Origin of the sequence: Mesorhizobium sp. M0048 (assembly GCF_040323405.1) — a bacterium.
Classification (GTDB): Bacteria; Pseudomonadota; Alphaproteobacteria; order Rhizobiales; family Rhizobiaceae; genus Mesorhizobium.
On sequence record NZ_JAMYUV010000012.1, the window covers coordinates 23,224 to 40,804 of the forward strand.

General features: G+C 64.3%; 19 protein-coding genes. 9 read left to right on the forward strand and 10 right to left on the reverse strand.

What is annotated here, in order from left to right; all coding sequences use genetic code 11:
- Positions 1-46: 46 nt before the first annotated feature.
- The gene (locus tag NKJ84_RS14060; RefSeq protein ID WP_352506999.1) at positions 47-1,039 is read right to left on the reverse strand and encodes an adenosine kinase; all 993 of its coding nucleotides are present in this window, start codon (positions 1,037-1,039) and stop codon (positions 47-49) included.
- Positions 1,040-1,247: 208 nt separating this feature from the next.
- On the opposite strand from NKJ84_RS14060, the gene NKJ84_RS14065 reads away from it, so the two are divergent.
- Positions 1,248-2,138: a DMT family transporter gene (locus NKJ84_RS14065; protein WP_502904020.1), complete on the forward strand. Its 891-nt coding sequence runs from the start codon at positions 1,248-1,250 to the stop codon at positions 2,136-2,138.
- A gap of 83 nt (positions 2,139-2,221) precedes the next feature.
- Entirely contained in the window at positions 2,222-2,917 is a 696-nt protein-coding gene (locus NKJ84_RS14070) for a sulfate transporter family protein (protein WP_352506931.1), read from the forward strand.
- Here the strand turns inward: NKJ84_RS14070 and NKJ84_RS14075 are convergent.
- From NKJ84_RS14075 to NKJ84_RS14090, 4 genes are all read right to left on the reverse strand, one after another.
- The gene (locus NKJ84_RS14075) at positions 2,914-3,912 is read right to left on the reverse strand and encodes a proline racemase family protein (protein ID WP_352506933.1); all 999 of its coding nucleotides are present in this window, start codon (positions 3,910-3,912) and stop codon (positions 2,914-2,916) included. The genes NKJ84_RS14070 and NKJ84_RS14075 overlap by 4 nt on opposite strands.
- Before the next feature lie 14 nt (positions 3,913-3,926).
- Entirely contained in the window at positions 3,927-4,730 is an 804-nt protein-coding gene (locus NKJ84_RS14080; protein WP_352506934.1) for an isocitrate lyase/PEP mutase family protein, read from the reverse strand.
- Positions 4,731-4,807: 77 nt separating this feature from the next.
- Positions 4,808-5,665: a hypothetical protein gene (locus NKJ84_RS14085; protein WP_352506935.1), complete on the reverse strand. Its 858-nt coding sequence runs from the start codon at positions 5,663-5,665 to the stop codon at positions 4,808-4,810.
- 75 nt (positions 5,666-5,740) lie between these two features.
- Positions 5,741-6,151 (reverse strand): SRPBCC family protein, encoded by a 411-nt coding sequence (locus NKJ84_RS14090; protein WP_352506936.1) that lies wholly within the window; start codon positions 6,149-6,151, stop codon positions 5,741-5,743.
- Between the two features lie 81 nt (positions 6,152-6,232).
- Here NKJ84_RS14090 and NKJ84_RS14095 point away from each other — a divergent pair, with 81 nt between their 5' ends.
- Positions 6,233-6,817, forward strand: a complete 585-nt coding sequence (locus NKJ84_RS14095; protein ID WP_352506937.1) for a TetR/AcrR family transcriptional regulator — start codon at positions 6,233-6,235, stop codon at positions 6,815-6,817.
- 33 nt (positions 6,818-6,850) lie between these two features.
- Here NKJ84_RS14095 and NKJ84_RS14100 read toward each other — a convergent pair whose 3' ends face one another.
- From NKJ84_RS14100 to NKJ84_RS14110, 3 genes are all read right to left on the reverse strand, one after another.
- Complete coding sequence (locus NKJ84_RS14100; protein ID WP_352479875.1) at positions 6,851-7,507, reverse strand: HAD family hydrolase; 657 nt, start codon at positions 7,505-7,507, stop codon at positions 6,851-6,853.
- Complete coding sequence (gene dut / locus NKJ84_RS14105; protein WP_352506938.1) at positions 7,507-7,992, reverse strand: dUTP diphosphatase; 486 nt, start codon at positions 7,990-7,992, stop codon at positions 7,507-7,509. Before dut ends, NKJ84_RS14100 begins: the two co-directional genes overlap by 1 nt.
- Before the next feature lie 84 nt (positions 7,993-8,076).
- Positions 8,077-8,547: an Lrp/AsnC family transcriptional regulator gene (locus NKJ84_RS14110; protein ID WP_254816142.1), complete on the reverse strand. Its 471-nt coding sequence runs from the start codon at positions 8,545-8,547 to the stop codon at positions 8,077-8,079.
- Between the two features lie 115 nt (positions 8,548-8,662).
- Here NKJ84_RS14110 and NKJ84_RS14115 point away from each other — a divergent pair, with 115 nt between their 5' ends.
- Both NKJ84_RS14115 and NKJ84_RS14120 read left to right on the forward strand, forming a co-directional pair.
- Positions 8,663-8,878 carry a DUF6356 family protein gene (locus NKJ84_RS14115; protein WP_023717932.1) on the forward strand — a complete coding sequence of 72 codons (216 nt, stop codon included), beginning with the start codon at positions 8,663-8,665 and terminating at the stop codon, positions 8,876-8,878.
- A 168-nt stretch (positions 8,879-9,046) separates the two neighbouring features.
- Positions 9,047-10,420, forward strand: a complete 1,374-nt coding sequence (locus tag NKJ84_RS14120) for an amidase (protein ID WP_352507001.1) — start codon at positions 9,047-9,049, stop codon at positions 10,418-10,420.
- Here the strand turns inward: NKJ84_RS14120 and NKJ84_RS14125 are convergent.
- Positions 10,414-11,490, reverse strand: a complete 1,077-nt coding sequence (locus NKJ84_RS14125; protein WP_352506939.1) for an NAD(P)/FAD-dependent oxidoreductase — start codon at positions 11,488-11,490, stop codon at positions 10,414-10,416. The two genes, NKJ84_RS14120 and NKJ84_RS14125, sit on opposite strands and share 7 nt — an antisense overlap.
- A gap of 116 nt (positions 11,491-11,606) precedes the next feature.
- Here NKJ84_RS14125 and NKJ84_RS14130 point away from each other — a divergent pair, with 116 nt between their 5' ends.
- The 3 genes from NKJ84_RS14130 (at position 11,607) to NKJ84_RS14140 (ending at position 14,798) form a co-directional block, all read left to right on the forward strand.
- Positions 11,607-12,197 (forward strand): TetR/AcrR family transcriptional regulator, encoded by a 591-nt coding sequence (locus NKJ84_RS14130; protein ID WP_352506940.1) that lies wholly within the window; start codon positions 11,607-11,609, stop codon positions 12,195-12,197.
- 4 nt (positions 12,198-12,201) lie between these two features.
- Positions 12,202-13,119 (forward strand): haloalkane dehalogenase, encoded by a 918-nt coding sequence (locus NKJ84_RS14135; protein WP_352506941.1) that lies wholly within the window; start codon positions 12,202-12,204, stop codon positions 13,117-13,119.
- Between the two features lie 86 nt (positions 13,120-13,205).
- Complete coding sequence (locus NKJ84_RS14140) at positions 13,206-14,798, forward strand: peptide chain release factor 3 (protein ID WP_352506942.1); 1,593 nt, start codon at positions 13,206-13,208, stop codon at positions 14,796-14,798.
- A 170-nt stretch (positions 14,799-14,968) separates the two neighbouring features.
- On the opposite strand, the gene NKJ84_RS14145 is transcribed toward NKJ84_RS14140, so the two are convergent.
- Positions 14,969-15,442 (reverse strand): VOC family protein, encoded by a 474-nt coding sequence (locus NKJ84_RS14145; RefSeq protein ID WP_352506944.1) that lies wholly within the window; start codon positions 15,440-15,442, stop codon positions 14,969-14,971.
- A 288-nt stretch (positions 15,443-15,730) separates the two neighbouring features.
- On the opposite strand from NKJ84_RS14145, the gene ilvD reads away from it, so the two are divergent.
- A complete protein-coding gene (gene ilvD / locus NKJ84_RS14150) occupies positions 15,731-17,575 on the forward strand; it encodes a dihydroxy-acid dehydratase (RefSeq protein ID WP_352506945.1) in 1,845 nt (614 codons plus the stop codon).
- Positions 17,576-17,581: the final 6 nt, after the last annotated feature.

The window sequence follows — 17,581 nt, forward strand, 5'->3', positions numbered from 1 at the left end:
CGGCACCTCTTCCTTCTCCCTTGGGGGAGAAGGAAGAGGCGCCGCGCTACAGCAACCCCGCCTGTTCGGCCTCGCGGCGCAGATTCTGCCTTGGCCTTGGGCCGATCTGCTGGATGACCAGTCCGGCGGCCAGCGAGCCGAGGTCGCCGCACTGCTTCAGGCTGCGGCCTTGCGTGTAGCCATAGAGGAAACCGGCGGCATAGAGGTCGCCGGCGCCTGTCGTGTCGACCAGCTCGCGGATCCTGGTCGCCTCGATGGTGACGGTCTCGTCGCCGCGCACGATCACCGAGCCCTTTTCCGAGCGGGTGACGGCGGCGATCTTGCAATCCTTGCGGATCTGCGCCAGCGCCTCGTCGAAGGACGCGGTCTGGTAGAGCGACTTGATCTCGTGGCTGTTGGCAAAGACGATGTCGACGGTGCCGGAGCGCATCAGATCGAGGAACTCGTCGCGGTAGCGGTCGACGCAGAACGAGTCCGACAGGGTCATCGACACTTCGCGCCCGGCGGCGTGGGCGAGTTTCGCCGTCTGCCGGATCGCTTCCTTGGCGCGCGGCGGGTCCCACAGATAGCCCTCGAAATAGGTGACGGCGGCGCCCGACGCCTTGTCGGCCTCGACGTCCTCCGGGCCGAGCTCGACGCAAGCGCCGAGATAGGTGTTCATCGAGCGCTCGCCGTCCGGCGTGACGAAGATCATCGAGCGCGCCGTCGGCGGTTCGCCGTTGAGCGGCTTTGTGTCGAAGGCGACGCCCTGGGCATGGATGTCATGCGCGTAGATTTCGCCGAGCGCGTCGTTGGAGACCTTGCCGAAGAAGGCGGCGCGGCCGCCGAAGGAGGCAACGCCCGCCGCCGTGTTGCCGGCGCTGCCGCCCGAGGCTTCGATGGCCGGGCCCATGCGGCTGTAGAGCAGTTCGGCGCGCCTCGTGTCGATCAAATTCATCGCGCCTTTGATGATGCCGTTGGTCTCCAGGAACGCCTCGTCGCACTGGGCGATGATGTCGACGATGGCATTTCCGATACAAAGCACGTCATAATCCGGCATCAATTCATGTCTCCGCCAAAAGCCACCGGCTTTCTGCCACGCCGGGCGCGGGCGGGTCTAGCGGTTTGATGCGGCTTTGCCTAGCGGCGATCCGACGAATGTCAGCATAGCGACCATCGTTGGATGGCGGCCGAAGCATTTCCCGCGTGCCTGGCTTACAAGCATGGCTGAGATGAGCGATGCCCAGAGGTTCCAGCCGGCCATGTCCATGAAAACCGACACGAGGCTCGAGTTGGTGCTGCTCGTCGTATTGGCGCTGCTGTGGGGCGCATCCTACAGCTTCATCAAGATCGGCGTCGCGACGATCCCGCCGGTAACGCTGATCGCCGCGCGAACCCTGGTCGCGGGTGGCATCCTGTTCGCCTGGATCCGCTGGCGCGGGCTGGCCTTGCCGGGTGATGCCGCAAGCTGGCGCCGGTTTGCATTCCAGGCATGCCTCAACAGCGTCGTGCCGTTCACGCTGATCGCTTGGGCCGAGCGCTCGCTGGATGCCGGGCTGGCCACGATCCTGAATGCGACCTCGCCGATCTTCACCTTCTTGCTGACCGCCCTCATCACCCGCCATGAACCGGCGACCATGCGCAAGCTGTTCGGTGTCGCGGCGGGAATCGCCGGAATATGCCTCGTTGTCGGCGCCCCAGCGCTAGGCGGCCTCGGACAGCAAATATTGCCGCAACTTGCCGTGGTCGCGGCGACGATCTGCTACGCCGGCGCTGCCGTTTTCGGCCGCGGCTTCAGGGGGCTCGACCCGATGGTGCCGGCCGCCGGTTCGATGCTCTGCGGCGCCGCGATGCTGATCCCGTTGAGCCTTGCGTTCGACCGGCCATGGACCTTGGCGCCATCGACAGCTTCGGTCCTTGCGCTGCTCGGGCTTTCGGTGTTTTCGACCGCGCTGGCCTTCTCGATCTATTTCCGCCTCCTCCATTCGCTGGGCTCCGTCGGCACCACCTCGCAAGCCTATCTGCGGGTGCCGATCGGCGTTGCTATCGGAGCCGTGTTCCTTGGCGAAAGCCTTGGTCCGAGCGCGTGGTGGGGAATGGCCCTGGTCGTCGTCGGCGTGGCGGCGATGACCATTCCCCAGGCGAAGGTCGCGCGCTAGGAAGCCGCGCTTGCGACTTGGGCGGTCTCCGCCTATTCGGAGATATCAGCCACGGGCATGTTTGACATGGAATTGGAAACGCCGTGATCCTCGACGCCGCCCGCGCCGCCTTGAGCCGGCTGTTCTCGCCCGAATTCCGTTCCGTGTTCGTGAAGACACTGGGGCTGACCTTGCTGGCACTGGCGGCGCTGTGGTTCGGGATAAAGAGCCTGTTCGAATGGCTGGCCTGGCCGTGGATCGATGCATGGCTGCCCGCCCTTCCCTCCTGGGCCGGATGGCTGGGCGCCGTCGTCGCCGGCGTCGGCCTTGCGCTGGGGCTGGCGCTTTTTATCGCGCCGGTGACGGCGATCATCGCCGGCCTGTTCCTTGACGACGTCGCCGAAGTGGTCGAGCGCACCGACTATCCCAACGATCCGCCCGGCTGCGCCGTGCCGGCGCTGCGCTCGCTGGTGCTGGCGATCAGGTTCTTCGGCGTCGTCATCCTCGGCAACATCATCGCTCTGCTGCTTCTGCTGGTGCCGGGCATCAACATCGCCGCCTTCTTCATCGTCAACGGTTATCTGCTCGGGCGCGAGTTCTTCGAGTTCGCCACCATGCGCTTTCGCCCGGAGGCCGAGGCCAGGGCGCTGCGCAGAAAGCACGCGGTCACCGTATTCCTGGCCGGGCTGGTCGTCGCCGCTTTCCTGGCCGTGCCCCTGCTCAACCTTTTGACGCCGCTGTTCGCCGCCGCCATGATGGTGCATCTGCACAAGGCGATCTCGGCGCGGGAAGGGAGCTAGCGCAGCAGGAAACCCCTGCCCAGGTCATCATCGTCCTCGACGATGAATTCGGCCCGTCCTGAGTAATAGGCGCGGCCGCCGACCCGGGCGATGATGGCATCATGCGGCCCGGCTGTGGCCCTGCGTGCGACCGCGCCGGAAAAGCGCGAGCCGGCGATGCTCTCGAACAGCCGCGCCCGGCCAATCTCGATTTGCCCCTTGGCGTGCATGGCCGCCAGCCGCGCGGTGACGCCCGAGCCGGTCGGCGAACGGTCGACCTCGGCTTCGGCGAAAACGCAGATGTTTTTGGTCGGCGTATCGGAGAACGCATCCTGTCCGTCAGTCAGGATGGTGCCGTAGAGAAAGGCGAGATCGGCATGGTCGGGATGCGACAGCGGCAATTCGGCCTTGAGCTTATCGGTCAGCGCGGTCGCTGCATCGACGAAATCGCGCACCCGGTTCCTGCCGAATTCCAGCCCGAACTGGCGGCAGTCGGCGAGCGCATAGAAGGCGCCGCCATAGGCGATGTCAAAGCCGACCGGACCATAGCCCGGCAGCTCGATCCGCCGGTCGCGGGCGAACAGAAACGCCGGCACGCTTTCGAAGGACACCGCACCGGCCTTGCCATTCCTTACGTCCACAGAAGCCGAGATCAGCCCGCACGGCGCCTCGATGTTTACGGTCGTCAACGGCTCGCGTGGCGCCACCAGCCGCTCGTCGACGGCGTAGCGGCCGAGCGCGACGATGGCGTGGCCGCACATCGTCGAATAGCCCTCATTGTGCATAAACAGCACCGCGAGGTCGGCGCCCGGCAGGTCAGGCTCCACCAGCAGCGCGCCATACATGTCGTAATGGCCGCGCGGCTCGAACATCAGGATCTTTCTGAGATGATCGAGATGGTCGCGCACATAGGCACGCTTTTCGAGGATCGTGCCCTTGGGAATGTCGGGGTAGCCGCCGGTGACGATCCGCAGCGGCTCGCCGCCGGTGTGCATGTCGACGACGGTGAGGGTCATTCGCCGGGCCCGACCTAGGCTGAAGATTTGGCAAACAGCGCCTGCAGCTTGCCGAACGGCATGGCGGCGCGGGTGAAGCCGAAGGTGCCATCCTGCTGGATCTCGCGCGCCGCGGTCTCCAGCATGCCGAAGGCGAAATTGGTGAGCCATGGACCGAGCGAGACGCGCTTTACCCCCGCCGTGGCCAGGTCGGCGATGGTGAAGCCGGGCCTGGCCATGACGTTGACCGGCTTGGTCAGCGCCGAGCAGACGGTTCGCACCATCTCGATGTCGCCTAGCCCCGGTGCATAGAGCACGTCGGCGCCGGCCTTCTCGAAGGCCTGCAGCCGCTTGATCGTATCGTCAAGATCGGGCTTGCCCCACAGGAAATTCTCGGCCCGCGCGGTGAAGACGAAATCGCGTTTCAGTGCCCGTGCCGCTTCTGCCGCCGCCGCGACGCGCTCGACGGCATGCGCAAAATCATAGATCGGCTTGTCGGGCTCGCCGGTATGGTCCTCGATCGAGCAGCCGGCGAGGCCAGCCGCCTCGGCGGCGAAGATGGTCTCGCCGGCACTTGTTGCGCTGTCGCCCTTGCCCTTTTCGAGATCGGCCGAAACCGGCAGCCCGGTCGCCGCCGACACTTCACGGCAATGATGGATCATCGCCTCGAACGTCACCGCACCATCGGGCAGGCCGCGCGAAAAGGCAAAGCCGGCGCTGGTCGTGGCCAGCGCCTTGAAGCCGAACGAAGCCAAGAGCTTGGTCGTCCCGACGTCCCAGGAATTGGCCATGACGAAGATCGAGGCATGCAGGTCGCGAAAAATCTTACCCTTGTCCATGGATGCTCCCCTCCAGTGCAGAATGTGAGGCAAATTCTAGCCCGGCGGAAGGCGCCGGGCAAACAAATGCGGTTGGCTCAGAAGCGTTTGGCGTTGTCATCTGCCAATCGGTCCAGCGCATCGGAATCCTTGACGTAGCGCGAAGCATTTTTGTTCCAATGATAGGTGACGGAAATGTCGCGCGAAGACGCCTCTGGCGGCGGCTGGCCGTCGCAGCTTTCTTCTCCCGGTAGCGTCGCGTCGGTCACTGTGACCTTGATGGCTGCATAAGGCTGGCCGTCGGCGACCACCTGGAACGCCGCATTCTGTGTCCTCCTATGAGTGCAGAGGTTTTCGTCGAACGTATAGATCATGTCGATCAGCTCGAACCTGTCGTTGCGGACCATGATCAGCGGCGTGATCCCATAGCCCTGGCTCGAATTGAAATGCATGCTCATGCTGATGATAGCGTCGTCACCAGGCCCGATCGCCAGCTTGCCCGGATCGCGAAGATAGGTGATGCGGTCGACGGCGACATTGACCGCGTCGAGCAGCGCCGGCTTGCCGGTGATGTCATAGAGTGCCAGCACGGCATAGCCCTCGGCGCTGTCAGGCGAGTCGCCAAGGTCGAACAGCATGGCCAGCCGCTCCTTGCCGCCGGCCTTGATGCCGAGCACGCCGGCGTTGGAAAGACCCGACGTCGCCGGCGGGGAGCCGCCGTAGTCCGGACCAGCGATGTGGCGCATCTCGATCGGCGTCGAACCCCGGAAAAAGCCGTCCTTGTCCGCGGCCAGATCGGGAATGACCATCCTGGCGAGGTCGAGATAGGTGACATCGCCGTGGCCGGGGACAGCGCTGCCGAGCTCCGGGAAACTGACGGCCTCGGCGCTGGCCGTCGTCCAAAGACAAGGCAGCAGCAGGCAGGCAAGGATGAAACGAACCAGCGAGAAGGCCATGCGCGCGCTCGTTATGTCGGGCGCGCGCAAGCTAGAGCATTTTGCGGCCAAGAGGAAACACCTGGCGTTACCCCGCTATGTTGGTTTGGCTTCGGTCGCCAGGGTCTGCTGGAAAACAGGCACCAGCTGATCCATGGCGGCTGCGAGCCACGCGCCGAGTTCGTCCGGCAGAGTGTCATGGATCCAGACCAGGCGGCTCCGGCCCTCACCCTCGGCAAAGACCTGCATGGAGGTGTTATCATGGGCGACCTCATCGCCGAGCCATCCCCACACGATGCGCCGGCTCTGCTCGTCGCGGGCGATGAGCCGCTCTCGCACAATCTTGCCGTCGGCGAAAGTAAGGGCCCGTACGTCGTCCTCATCCACCCTGCAGTCGACGAAAACGCCTGGGGCTATCCGTTGGGCGCCGCCGGCGAAGTCGCCGACCGTCGCCCATACGCTTTCCGGTGAAGCATCTACGATGATTTCCCTGACTATCGAAGCCATGTTCGCATTTCCTTCATTAGTAGGTAGACCTGTCTGTCTACATGTGGATGTATACAGACCTGTCTGCTATATAGTCAAGGCATGTCCGCAGCCCGAATCAACAATCGTCCCGAAAGTCTTGCGCGCCGTCGCATCCTCGATACGGCGACCGCGCTGTTTTCTCTGGAGGGGGTGCGCGCAGTCGGCATCGACCGCATCATCGCCGAGGCCGGCGTTGCCAAGGCGACGTTCTATCATCACTTCGCGGCCAAGGACGATCTGGTCCGCGCCTATATCGAGGAGCTCAGCAAGGGAGGACGGGCGGCAATCGCGAAGCTTGGGCGGCGGCCACCTCGGCAGATGATCCTTGCGATATTCGATCTCATCGCCGATGCGGCAGATCAGCCGGGCTACCGCGGCTGCCCGTTTCAGAATGCCGCCGCTGAATATCCGGATCCCAGCAGCCCGGTTCGCCAGGCGATCGATCAGCATCGTCACTGGAAGTGGGGTATCCTCAGGGATCTGCTGATCGCGGACGCAAATCCCGATCCGGACCGCACAGCGGACGCGCTAACGGTGGCGGCCGACGGCCTCCTTGTCGTCAGTCATCTCGACAGGCCGGCCAAGCTGCGCAGCCTCATACGCGACACGGTCGACCGAGTACTTGGAGCCCCACGCCCGGTCTGAGACCGGATGCGCATGCAGCTTACGCAAAGGCGATCAGTGGATCGGCACCAGCCCGGCCAGTTCACGCATGTCGTCGAACAGGATGCCGCCAGCTTCGATCAGTCCATCGCGGTCGGAAAGCGGGTCGCCGTGGTAGGAATAGACGCGCATGCCGGCGGCGATGCCGGCTGTCGTCCCGGCGACGCTGTCCTCAATGACGATGCAGTCGGCGGGCGCGAAGCCCATCGTCGCTGCCGCATGCAGGAAGAGGTCGGGGAACGGCTTGCCGCGCGAGACCATGGTCGAGCTGAACAGCGCATGCTCGAACAGCGGCAGCAGCCCGGTCTGGCCGAGTGTGATGTGCATTTTCGATACCCGTGCCGACGAGGCGACGCAGGTGGCGATGCCGGCGGCGTGCACGGTTTCGATGAACTCGCGAACGTAGGGGATGGCCTCGACGCCATGTGCGAACAGGTCCGGCAGGCCGGCGTTCCAGCGCTCGACAAAATCGGCGCCAAGACTGACGCCGGTCGCCTCGACTTCCTTCTGCACCGAGACCATGCTGCGGCCGGAGAAATTCTTGCGGCAATATTCGAAGCTGGCCGGGAAGCCTGCCGCGGTCAACCATTCGGCGAGGCGCCGATTGGCCAGGTTCTCGGTATCGACCAGAACCCCGTCGCAATCGAAGATAACGAGTTTGGGTATTTTCATCAAGCGGTGCCGGTCGATCCGAAGCCGCCCGAGCCGCGCGCCGTGCCGCCGGCCAATGTGCGCTCCTCGACGGTCGCCTGCGTTACCGGGGCGAAGACGATCTGGGCGATCCGCATGCCGCGCGTCACGGCGAAATCCTCGTCGCCGAGATTGATCAGCAGCACCTTGACCTCGCCGCGATAGTCGCTGTCGATGGTGCCCGGCGTGTTGAGGCAGGTGAGCCCGTGCTTGACGGCGAGGCCCGAACGCGGCCGGACCTGGCCTTCGACGCCCTCCGGAATTTCCAGGACCAGCCCGGTCGGCACCAGCGCGCGCTTTCCGGGCAGGATCAAAAGCGGCCTGTCGTCGGGGACGGCGGCGCGCAGGTCCATGCCGGCGGCGCCCGAGCTCTCATAGGCGGGAAGCGGCAAGCCCTCGCCATGCGGCAGCCTGACGAAACCGACAGCCGGACCGATGACGGAGGTAGGATAAGGTGCTGCGCGCATAAGGCTGATCCTATCGTCGCGAACGCCGGTTCAGTCAACTCGGCGGCAATGCTATCAACGGCTTTCTTTCAGCGCAGTTCCGCCTCAGCGCAGTTCCATCGGAACGACCGTGGTCTCCTTGATCTCCTCCATGACGAAAGAGGCCGAAACGTCCGACAGCGCCACCTTGGCGATCAGCCGCTGGTAGAGCCGGTCATAGGCCTTCACATCGGCGACGCGGGCGCGCAGCACATAGTCGAGATCGCCGGACATGCGGTAGGCGCCGGTGATCTCGGCAAAGCCGGTCACCGCCGCCCGGAATCTTTGCAGCCAGTCGGGATCGTGGTTCGAGGTGCGGATCAGGATGAACACCGAAAGCCCGAGTCCGAGCTTGTCGGCGTCGACCAGTGCCACCCGACCGGTAATGACGCCGTCTTCCTCCAGCCGCTTGACCCGGCGCCAGCAGGCATTGCGCGACAGCGATATTCTTGCCGAGAGCTGGTCGACGGACAGCGTGCCGTCGCGTTGCAGCTCGGCCAGCAATCTCCGGTCTATTTCGTCGATTTCCGCCATCATGCGGGATGTTTGTCCCAAAATTTGGCTTTGGACAAGGACAATTTGAGACCGATGACCCTGATAGCCGTGGCAGGATATTCATCGCTGGCTCTTCATGCCGGCAGGAGGGATCGACATGACAGCACGGCTCGCAAGACTTTTCACCTCTCACCCGGCCGCGGTCGGCGAGAGCTATTTCGGCCATATGGCTTTCGCCGCATGGTTCTCGTCGCGATTGTTCATGGCGGCCTTTGCCGCGCTCATTCATGCTTTCTTGCCGTTTCTGTTCGAGACCACGGCAAGCGGCATCATCCGTGAGCTCTACGAACGGACGCATAACAGGGGACGGTAAGCCGTAGAGGTGCCGATCGCGGGAGGCCGCGGTACAGCGCCCCCTCAACAAATCCCGGCAGCGCAATCCGATCAAGCGCCGCCGTCGTCAAAATGCCGAGCCAGGCTTGAAGCCGCGCCGCAATCCACCATTTTGAGGAGCGCGACGCGATAGCCCGGAGCGGTCATGATGGATATCGTCTTTTCCTCGACCACCAAACTGGCCGCGGCCATCCGCGACCGTACGGTTTCCGCAATAGAAGTGCTGGACGAGCATCTGGCGCAGATCGACAGGCACAATGAGGCGGCCAATGCCGTCGTCACGCTCGACAGGGAGGAGGCTCGCGCTCGAGCGAAGAAAGCCGACGAAGCGCAGGCGCGCGGCGAGGCACTTGGGCCGCTGCATGGCCTGCCGTTCACACTGAAGGACACGCACGAAACCGCTGGCATGAGAACCACCGTCGGCTTCCCGGCCTTCGCCGACTATGCCCCGAGGGCAGACAGTTCGGTCGTTGCCCGGCTAAAGGCGGCAGGCGGCATACTGGTGGGCAAGACGAACGTGGCGACAATGCTCGGTGACTGGCAGTCGAGCAATCCGCCATTCGGCCGCACCGGCAATCCCTGGGATCTCCAGCGCACCGCCGGCGGCTCCAGTGGCGGTGCGGCGGCGGCGCTCAGCACCGGAATGACGCCGTTCGAGGTCGGCACCGACATGCAGGATTCGATCCGGCTGCCGGCCGCCTTTTGTGGCGTCTACGGCCTCAAGCCGACCGAGCACCGCGTCTCGCTCGCCGGCGCCTTCCCCGATCCAGGCGGGGCGCCGCGCAGCGTGCGGCTGATGTCCTGCCTCGGACCGCTGGCGCGCAGCGTCGAGGACCTGGCGCTCATCTACGGCCTCATTGCCGGGCCGGATGGAAGCGATACCGACCTTGCGCCGGTCCCGGTCGAAACCATGCCTGAGCTGGACCTCAAAAATTTGCGCATTGCCGTCGCGCCGTCCTTTCCGGGCTTTCCAGTGGCCGGCGAGATCAGCGCGGCGGTCGAAAGTCTGGCAAAAGAGCTTCAGGCTGCGGGCGCCATCGTCGAGGAAGCCGAATTGCCGGAGCTCGACCTGCACGACGACCTGAAGCAGGGCGGCGTCCTGATCGGCATGATGCTGGAGGCGGCGCAGCCCGAACCACCGGAGAAGCCGACGCCGGTCTCGCGCTGGTTCGAGGCGCTCGCCCGCCGCGACCGCTCCATCCTGGCATGGGAACGGTTCTTCGACGGTTGCGACGCCTTGCTGTGCCCGGTGGCCATGGTCACCGCCTTCCCGCATTGCGAGCCGGGAACGCCGATCGAGGTCGACGGCGAGAAGCAAAGCTACTGGATGCTGCCGGCCTATGGCGCGGTGTTCAACTACAGCGGCCATCCGGCACTGTCGCTGCCCTGCGGACAGGATCGCGACGGCCTGCCCATCGGACTACAGCTTGTTGGCAAACGCTGGTCGGAGTCGCGCCTGCTCGGGATCGCCAGGGCCATCGAGCCGCTGGCCGGCGGCTTTCGCCGCCCACCCGGTTATTGAGTAAACCGCGCCAGTCCGTAGGGATCAAGCAGCGGATCGCGCTCGCCGTCGAGGATTTCGCGGGCGGCGAACAGGCCGACGGCCGGCGCCAGCGTGATGCCGGAATGCATAACGGCGACGTAGACGCCGCCCGTGCCTTCGGCGCGGCCTATGATGGGAAAGCCATCGACCGGCGTCGGCCGGTAGCCAATGGTGTGGAAATCGAGTTCCAGCCCATCCGCGCCGCGCAGCATCGCCTTCATCGCTGCAAACAGGTCGCGGGCGGTGGCCGCGGCATCCATGCCGGGATCGGCGCCGCCGAAATCCGAGCCGGCGATGACGCGGCCTCCCGCTGTCTGGCGCATATGCAGGCGGTCGCCGATCACCAGCCCGTTGAGCAGCTTTTCGTAGGGGCGCGAATGCACGATCAGGCCGGGCGGCGTTTCGATCGGGAGTTCTATCCCGGCTGTTGCCGCTAGTGCCGGAGAGCCGGCTCCGGCCGCGATCACCACCTCGTCGGCAGTAATCGGCCCGCCGGATGTATCGACGCCGGCAATCCTGCCGTTGGCCTGCACAAGCGCGGTCGCGGTAACTCCCGTCAGCAGCCGCGCGTCGCGCCGTTCGGCGTCGGCCAGCAGTGCTTGCGTGGCGGCGACCGGCTCGGCGACACCTTCCTTGGCGACATAAAGGGCGAAGTCGGGAAGTTCGGCCAGATTGGGCTCGATGCGGGCCGCTCCGGCACGGTCGACACGCTCGATGCCGTAGCCCCATAGGGAATGTTCGGCGGCATAGGCTTCCAGTTCGGCCGCGGGCAGGTCCCAGCACAGGCCACCGCACCATTGCAACGGGATGCCCGGCACCTCGTTCGCCAATCGCGTCCATTCGGCCATCGATCGAGTCCGTAGCCGGAAGTAAGGCTGCGGATTACCCCAACTGGCATTGATCCAGGCAAAGGAATTCGGCGTCGCGACGCCGCCGGCACCGCTGCCGGCAATGACCGTCACCTTTGCTCCGGCCCTGGTCAGGTGCCAGGCGATGGAGGCGCCGATGATGCCGGCGCCGATGACGATGACTTGTTTCGCCGCTGCCATGCTTCACTCCTCGTTCCAACGCCACCACTGCGATGCCATTGCCCGTGGGTTCTGCCAAGAGCGCGCGGTATAAAACATGCTTCTTGACTTTAATACGTACGTACGTATTATACGGCATGGCTAGACATTCACTTCGCGAAAAACTTCTCGACGCCGGTTTCAAGACCATCTGGAGTTCCGGCTATTCGGCCGCCGGCGTACGCGACATCGTCGCCGCGGCCGATGCCCGCCCGGGGTCCTTCACCAATCATTTTGCATCCAAGGAGGCGTTCACCGGCGAGGTGCTGGACCGCTATTTCGCCTATGTGAGCGGTTTGGTGGAGCAGGCCCTTGCCCGGGACGGCACGCCCCCGGTCGGGCGCTTGCGCCGCTATCTCGAAATCATCACGTCGAAGCTGGAGGCGCATGATTGGGCACGGGGCTGCATGATCGGCAATCTCAGCCTCGAGACGGCGGCTCACAGTGAGGCGCTGAGGCTGCAACTCGTCGCCATTTTCGAACGCTGGCGCAAGCCGTTCGCCGAATGCATCACCGAAGGCCAGGCGGCCGGCGATATCACCGACGCATTCGATGCCGAGGACCTCGCCGATTTCCTTTTGAGTTCCTGGCAAGGTGCGATGCTGCGCATGAAGGTGGAGCGCAGTCCCGAACCGGTCGAGCGTTTCAAGAATATCGTCTTCAAAACAGTCTTCGCAAAAAGGAGCTGATCCGATGAACCCGAAACTCGAAAAGCGCAGAATGTTGCCGCGCTCGCAAGTCGCGGTACTCGATTCCACCATTTCCTATATCGAGGCAGGCACGGCTGGCCCGACAGTACTCTTCCTGCACGGCAACCCGACGTCGTCCTACATCTGGCGCGACATCATCCCGCATGTAGCGCCGTTCGGCCGCTGCATAGCGCCCGACCTGATCGGCTATGGCCAATCCGGCAAGCCGGACATCGACTATCGCTTCTTCGACCACGTCCGGTATCTCGACGCTTTCATCGAGACGCTTGGCATCACCGACATGGTGGTCGTCGCGCAGGACTGGGGTACCGCCCTTGCCTTCCATCTCGCCGCCCGGCGGCCGCAGCGGATCCTCGGCCTCGCCTTCATTGAATTCATCCGGCCCTTCGAGAGCTGGGACGATTTCCACCAGCGTCCGCAGGCGCGCGAATTGTTCAAGGCAATGCGCACGCCTGGCATCGGTGAGAAGCTTGTTCTGGAAGACAATGTTTTCGTCGAAAAGGTGCTGCCGGCCTCGGTTCTGCGCACGATGAGCGATGCTGAAATGGCAGCTTATCGGGCGCCGTTCCCGACACCGCGATCGCGCGAGCCGATCCTGAGGCTGCCGCGCGACCTGCCGATCGAAGGCCAGCCCGCCGACGTCGCCGCCATCAGTGAGAACGACCATCGGGCGCTCCGGGCTTCCTCCTACCCGAAGCTGCTTTTCTCAGGCGATCCGGGCGCCCTCGTCTCGCCGCAGGCGGCACGGGAATTCGCGGTGGGCCTGAAGAACTGCCGGTTGATCGATCTCGGACCCGGCGCGCATTATCTGCAGGAGGACCATGCCGACAGGATCGGTACCGCCATTGCCGAGTGGATTCCCGAGATAGCCTTCGAGAGCCATGCCGCCGAACCGGCGTGAAGCCGGGAGCGTGGCCACTCCGCCGGAGAGGTCGACAGCTCTGCACTCCGCTGCTAGAAGCCCGGCCTCACACGGAAATCCTGAAAATGTCCGAAACGATTACAGATGCGGTATCGCGCCGCCGCACTTTCGCGATCATTGCTCACCCCGACGCCGGCAAGACAACGCTCACCGAAAAGCTGCTTTTGTTTGGCGGCGCGATCCAGCTTGCTGGCGAGGTCAAGGCCAAGAAGGACCGCATCCAGACCCGGTCCGACTGGATGAAGATCGAACGCGAGCGCGGCATTTCGGTGGTCACCTCGGTGATGACCTTCGAATATGAGGACACCGTCTTCAACCTGCTCGACACGCCCGGCCACGAGGATTTCGCCGACGATACTTATCGCACGCTGTCGGCGGTCGACAGCGCGGTCATGGTCATCGACGCCGCCAAGGGTATCGAGCCGCGCACGCTGAAACTGTTCGAGGTCTGCCGGTTGCGGGACATCCCGATCATCACCTTCGTCAACAAGATGGACCGAGAAAGCCGCGACCCGTTCGACATCCTCGACGAGATCGAGCAGAAGCTGGCGCTTGATACCGCACCGATCACCTGGCCGATCGGCCGCGGCAAGACCTTTTCCGGGACCTACCATCTGGCACTGAATGCTGTGCGCAAGGGCGACGCCGAAAAGGAGCGCACGCCGGTCAACGGTCCCGATTCCAACCGCGTCGCCGGCCTGCTGCCGGAGAACGAGCGCGAGGCTTTCATCGAGGAGCTGGAGCTGGCGCGCGAGGCCTGCCGCCCGCTCGATCTGGAAGCCTTTCGCGAAGGCCATCTGACACCGGTCTATTTCGGCTCGGCGCTGCGCAATTACGGCGTGCGCGACCTGATCGAGGCGCTCGGCGCCTATGGGCCGCCGCCGCGCGCGCAGGAGGCCGACACGCGCAAGGTCGAGGCAACCGAGGACAAGATGACCTCCTTCGTCTTCAAGATCCAGGCCAATATGGACCCCAACCACCGCGACCGTATTGCTTTCGTCCGTGTCTGCTCCGGCAAGCTCGAGCGCGGCATGAAGGCCAAGCTGGTGCGCACGGGAAAGCCGATGAGCCTGTCGGCGCCGCAATTCTTCTTCGCCCGCACCCGCGTCACGGCCGACGAGGCGTTCGCCGGCGATGTCGTCGGCATCCCCAACCACGGCACGCTGCGCATCGGTGACACGCTGACCGAGGGCGAGGAGATCCTGTTTCGCGGCGTGCCGAATTTCGCGCCGGAAATCCTGCGCCGCGTCCGCCTCGGCGACGCGATGAAGGCCAAGAAGCTCAAGGAGGCGCTGCACCAGATGGCCGAAGAAGGCGTCGTGCAATTGTTCTCGCCGGAGGACGGCTCGCCGGCCATCGTCGGCGTCGTCGGCGCCCTGCAGCTCGATGTCCTGAAAGAGCGGCTGAACTTCGAATACACACTGCCGGTCGATTTCGAGATGTCGCGCTTTTCGGTCTGCCGCTGGATCTCGGCCGACGACAAGGCCGAGCTCCAGCGCTTCATCGAGGCGCATCGCGGCGACATTGCCCGCGATCTCGACAACGATCCGGTGTTCCTCGCCCAGCACGCCTTCTCGCTCAACTACGAGGCTGAACGCTGGAAGGCGATCCGCTTTGCCGCGGTGAAGGATTATCAAGTCCGCGACAAAGCGGCTTGATGCGGCCCCTTCCCTTCTCCCCTTGGGGGAGAAGGTGTCGCCGAAGGCGACGGATGAGGGGTGTTCCAGGAAACACCAACGTCTCATTCCGTCCAACATCCCTCAACCGTCTCGGCGCTTCGCGCCGATCCACCTTCTCCCACAGGGGGGGAAGGCAAGACCGCGTTCGTTCACCCCCTGGCTGCCTCTTCGATCTTGGCGATGTCGATCTTGCTCATCTGCATCATCGCCTGCATCACGCGGCCGGCCTTTTCCCTGTCGGGGTCCAGCAGCAGCTTGGGCAACTGCTCGGGAACGACCTGCCAGGAGAGGCCGAACTTGTCCTTCAGCCAGCTGCACTGGCTGGGCTCGCCACCGCCCGCGATGAGCCTGTCCCAAAAATAGTCGACCTCGTCCTGCGTCTTGCAGTCGATGGAGAGCGAGACTGCCTGGGTGAACTTGAATTGCGGCCCGCCGTTGAGCGCCTGGAACTGAACGCCGTCGAGCTCGAATGAGACCATCAGCACCTTGCCCTCATTATCGCCGCTGCCCTTGGGCCAGCGCATCACGCTCAGCACCTTCGAATTCTTGAAGATGGAGATGTAATGGTTCATGGCCTCCTCGGCCTGGTCGTCGAACCACAGGCAGGGGGTGATCTTTTGCATTCTCTTGCTCCTCGGACTGGTTTTGGCTTTGTTTTCACTCACAAAACGGCCGGCTGGCGATTGATGCCCGGCCCGCCGTCTGCCCAAGGACGCTCGAGCAAAACCCGATCCGACAGCACCTCTGACTTTTTTACGGTCTGGACCGGCTGCGTCTTTGGCTGGCGCTCGTTCCGCGCCCTGGCGCAGCGCAAAATTGTGGCCAGACCAGAGCTTGGCGTCTATAAGGCCTGCGGCTCAATTCCGGTTTTCCGCGCCTGTGCGGCGCGAACAGACAGCAAGGACAGTTCAATGCCCGCCTACCGTTCCCGCACCACCACCCATGGCCGCAACATGGCCGGCGCCCGCGGCCTGTGGCGCGCCACCGGGATGAAGGATTCGGATTTCGGCAAGCCGATCATCGCCGTGGTCAACTCCTTCACCCAGTTCGTGCCCGGCCATGTCCATCTGAAGGACCTAGGCCAGCTGGTTGCCCGCGAGATCGAAAAGGCCGGCGGCGTCGCCAAGGAATTCAACACCATAGCCGTCGACGACGGCATCGCCATGGGCCATGACGGCATGCTGTATTCGCTGCCGTCGCGAGAATTGATCGCCGACTCGGTCGAATACATGGTCAACGCGCATTGCGCCGACGCCATGGTCTGCATCTCGAATTGCGACAAGATCACGCCGGGCATGCTGATGGCGTCGCTGCGCCTCAACATCCCGACCGTCTTCGTCTCCGGCGGACCGATGGAGGCCGGCAAGGTGGTGCTCGCCGGCAAGAGCCAGGCGCTTGACCTGGTCGACGCCATGGTCGCGGCCGCTGACGACAAGGTATCCGACGAGGACGTCAAGATCATCGAGCGATCGGCCTGTCCGACCTGCGGCTCGTGCTCGGGCATGTTCACCGCCAATTCGATGAACTGCCTGACCGAGGCGCTCGGCCTGTCGCTGCCCGGCAACGGCTCGACGCTGGCGACGCATGCCGACCGCAAGCGGCTGTTCGTCGAGGCCGGCCATCTGATCGTCGATCTCGCCCAACGCTATTACGAGCAGGACGACGACACCGCGCTACCGCGCGGCATCGCGTCGAAGGGCGCTTTCGAGAACGCCATGACGCTCGATATCGCCATGGGCGGCTCGACCAACACCGTGCTGCACATCCTCGCCGCGGCACATGAGGGCGAGGTCGACTTCACAATGGAGGACATCGACCGGCTGTCGCGGCGGGTGCCGGTGCTGTGCAAGGTGGCGCCGGCCAAGGCCGACGTCCACATGGAGGACGTCCACCGCGCCGGCGGCATCATGGCGATCCTCGGCCAGTTGGATAGCGCCGGGCTGATCAACCGCGACTTGCCGACGGTGCACACCGCAAGCCTCGGCGAAGCGCTCGATCATTGGGATATCTCCCGCACGTCAAGCCAGAATGTCCGCGACTTCTTTCTGGCGGCACCTGGCGGCGTGCCGACGCAGGTCGCCTTCAGCCAGGACCGCCGCTGGGACGAGCTCGATCTCGACCGCGAGACGGGCGTCATCCGCTCGGCCGAACATCCTTTCTCAAGGGATGGCGGCCTTGCCGTGCTGAAAGGCAATCTCGCGCTCGACGGTTGCATCGTGAAGACGGCCGGGGTCGATGAATCGATCCTGAAATTCACCGGTCCGGCAAGAGTGTTCGAAAGCCAGGACGCCAGCGTCAAGGCGATCCTGTCGAACGAGATCAACGCCGGCGATGTCGTCGTTATCCGTTATGAAGGCCCGCGCGGCGGCCCCGGCATGCAGGAAATGCTCTATCCGACCAGCTATCTCAAATCGAAGGGCCTCGGCAAAGCCTGCGCACTGATCACCGACGGTCGTTTTTCCGGCGGCACCTCCGGCCTGTCGATCGGCCACGTCTCGCCGGAAGCGGCTGAAGGCGGTCTGATCGGGCTGGTCAGGGAAGGCGACACGATCGAGATCGACATCCCCAACCGCACCATCAGGCTTGCCGTCGACGACGCCGAACTCACCGGCCGTCGTGCGGCGATGGAGGCCAGGGGACCAACTGCCTGGAAGCCCGAGGAAAAGCGCAAGCGCAAGGTGACGACGGCCTTGCGCGCCTATGCGGCGATGGCGACAAGTGCCGCCAAGGGGGCGGTGCGGTACGTGCCGGAATAGGCATAC

What these genes read in the sequence shown, in the direction of transcription:
- NKJ84_RS14095 (WP_352506937.1), top strand. Translation starts at nt 6,233, where the DNA reads ATGTCCGCAGCCCGAATCAACAATCGTCCCGAAAGTCTTGCGCGCCGT.
- NKJ84_RS14085 (WP_352506935.1), bottom strand. Translation starts at nt 5,665, where the DNA reads ATGGCCTTCTCGCTGGTTCGTTTCATCCTTGCCTGCCTGCTGCTGCCT.
- NKJ84_RS14140 (WP_352506942.1), top strand. Translation starts at nt 13,206, where the DNA reads ATGTCCGAAACGATTACAGATGCGGTATCGCGCCGCCGCACTTTCGCG.
- NKJ84_RS14135 (WP_352506941.1), top strand. Translation starts at nt 12,202, where the DNA reads ATGAACCCGAAACTCGAAAAGCGCAGAATGTTGCCGCGCTCGCAAGTC.
- NKJ84_RS14100 (WP_352479875.1), bottom strand. Translation starts at nt 7,507, where the DNA reads ATGAAAATACCCAAACTCGTTATCTTCGATTGCGACGGGGTTCTGGTC.
- NKJ84_RS14145 (WP_352506944.1), bottom strand. Translation starts at nt 15,442, where the DNA reads ATGCAAAAGATCACCCCCTGCCTGTGGTTCGACGACCAGGCCGAGGAG.
- NKJ84_RS14130 (WP_352506940.1), top strand. Translation starts at nt 11,607, where the DNA reads ATGGCTAGACATTCACTTCGCGAAAAACTTCTCGACGCCGGTTTCAAG.
- NKJ84_RS14120 (WP_352507001.1), top strand. Translation starts at nt 9,047, where the DNA reads ATGGATATCGTCTTTTCCTCGACCACCAAACTGGCCGCGGCCATCCGC.
- NKJ84_RS14075 (WP_352506933.1), bottom strand. Translation starts at nt 3,912, where the DNA reads ATGACCCTCACCGTCGTCGACATGCACACCGGCGGCGAGCCGCTGCGG.
- NKJ84_RS14110 (WP_254816142.1), bottom strand. Translation starts at nt 8,547, where the DNA reads ATGATGGCGGAAATCGACGAAATAGACCGGAGATTGCTGGCCGAGCTG.
- NKJ84_RS14065 (WP_502904020.1), top strand. Translation starts at nt 1,248, where the DNA reads ATGAAAACCGACACGAGGCTCGAGTTGGTGCTGCTCGTCGTATTGGCG.
- NKJ84_RS14115 (WP_023717932.1), top strand. Translation starts at nt 8,663, where the DNA reads ATGACAGCACGGCTCGCAAGACTTTTCACCTCTCACCCGGCCGCGGTC.
- dut (WP_352506938.1), bottom strand. Translation starts at nt 7,992, where the DNA reads ATGCGCGCAGCACCTTATCCTACCTCCGTCATCGGTCCGGCTGTCGGT.
- NKJ84_RS14090 (WP_352506936.1), bottom strand. Translation starts at nt 6,151, where the DNA reads ATGGCTTCGATAGTCAGGGAAATCATCGTAGATGCTTCACCGGAAAGC.
- ilvD (WP_352506945.1), top strand. Translation starts at nt 15,731, where the DNA reads ATGCCCGCCTACCGTTCCCGCACCACCACCCATGGCCGCAACATGGCC.
- NKJ84_RS14080 (WP_352506934.1), bottom strand. Translation starts at nt 4,730, where the DNA reads ATGGACAAGGGTAAGATTTTTCGCGACCTGCATGCCTCGATCTTCGTC.
- NKJ84_RS14060 (WP_352506999.1), bottom strand. Translation starts at nt 1,039, where the DNA reads ATGCCGGATTATGACGTGCTTTGTATCGGAAATGCCATCGTCGACATC.
- NKJ84_RS14125 (WP_352506939.1), bottom strand. Translation starts at nt 11,490, where the DNA reads ATGGCAGCGGCGAAACAAGTCATCGTCATCGGCGCCGGCATCATCGGC.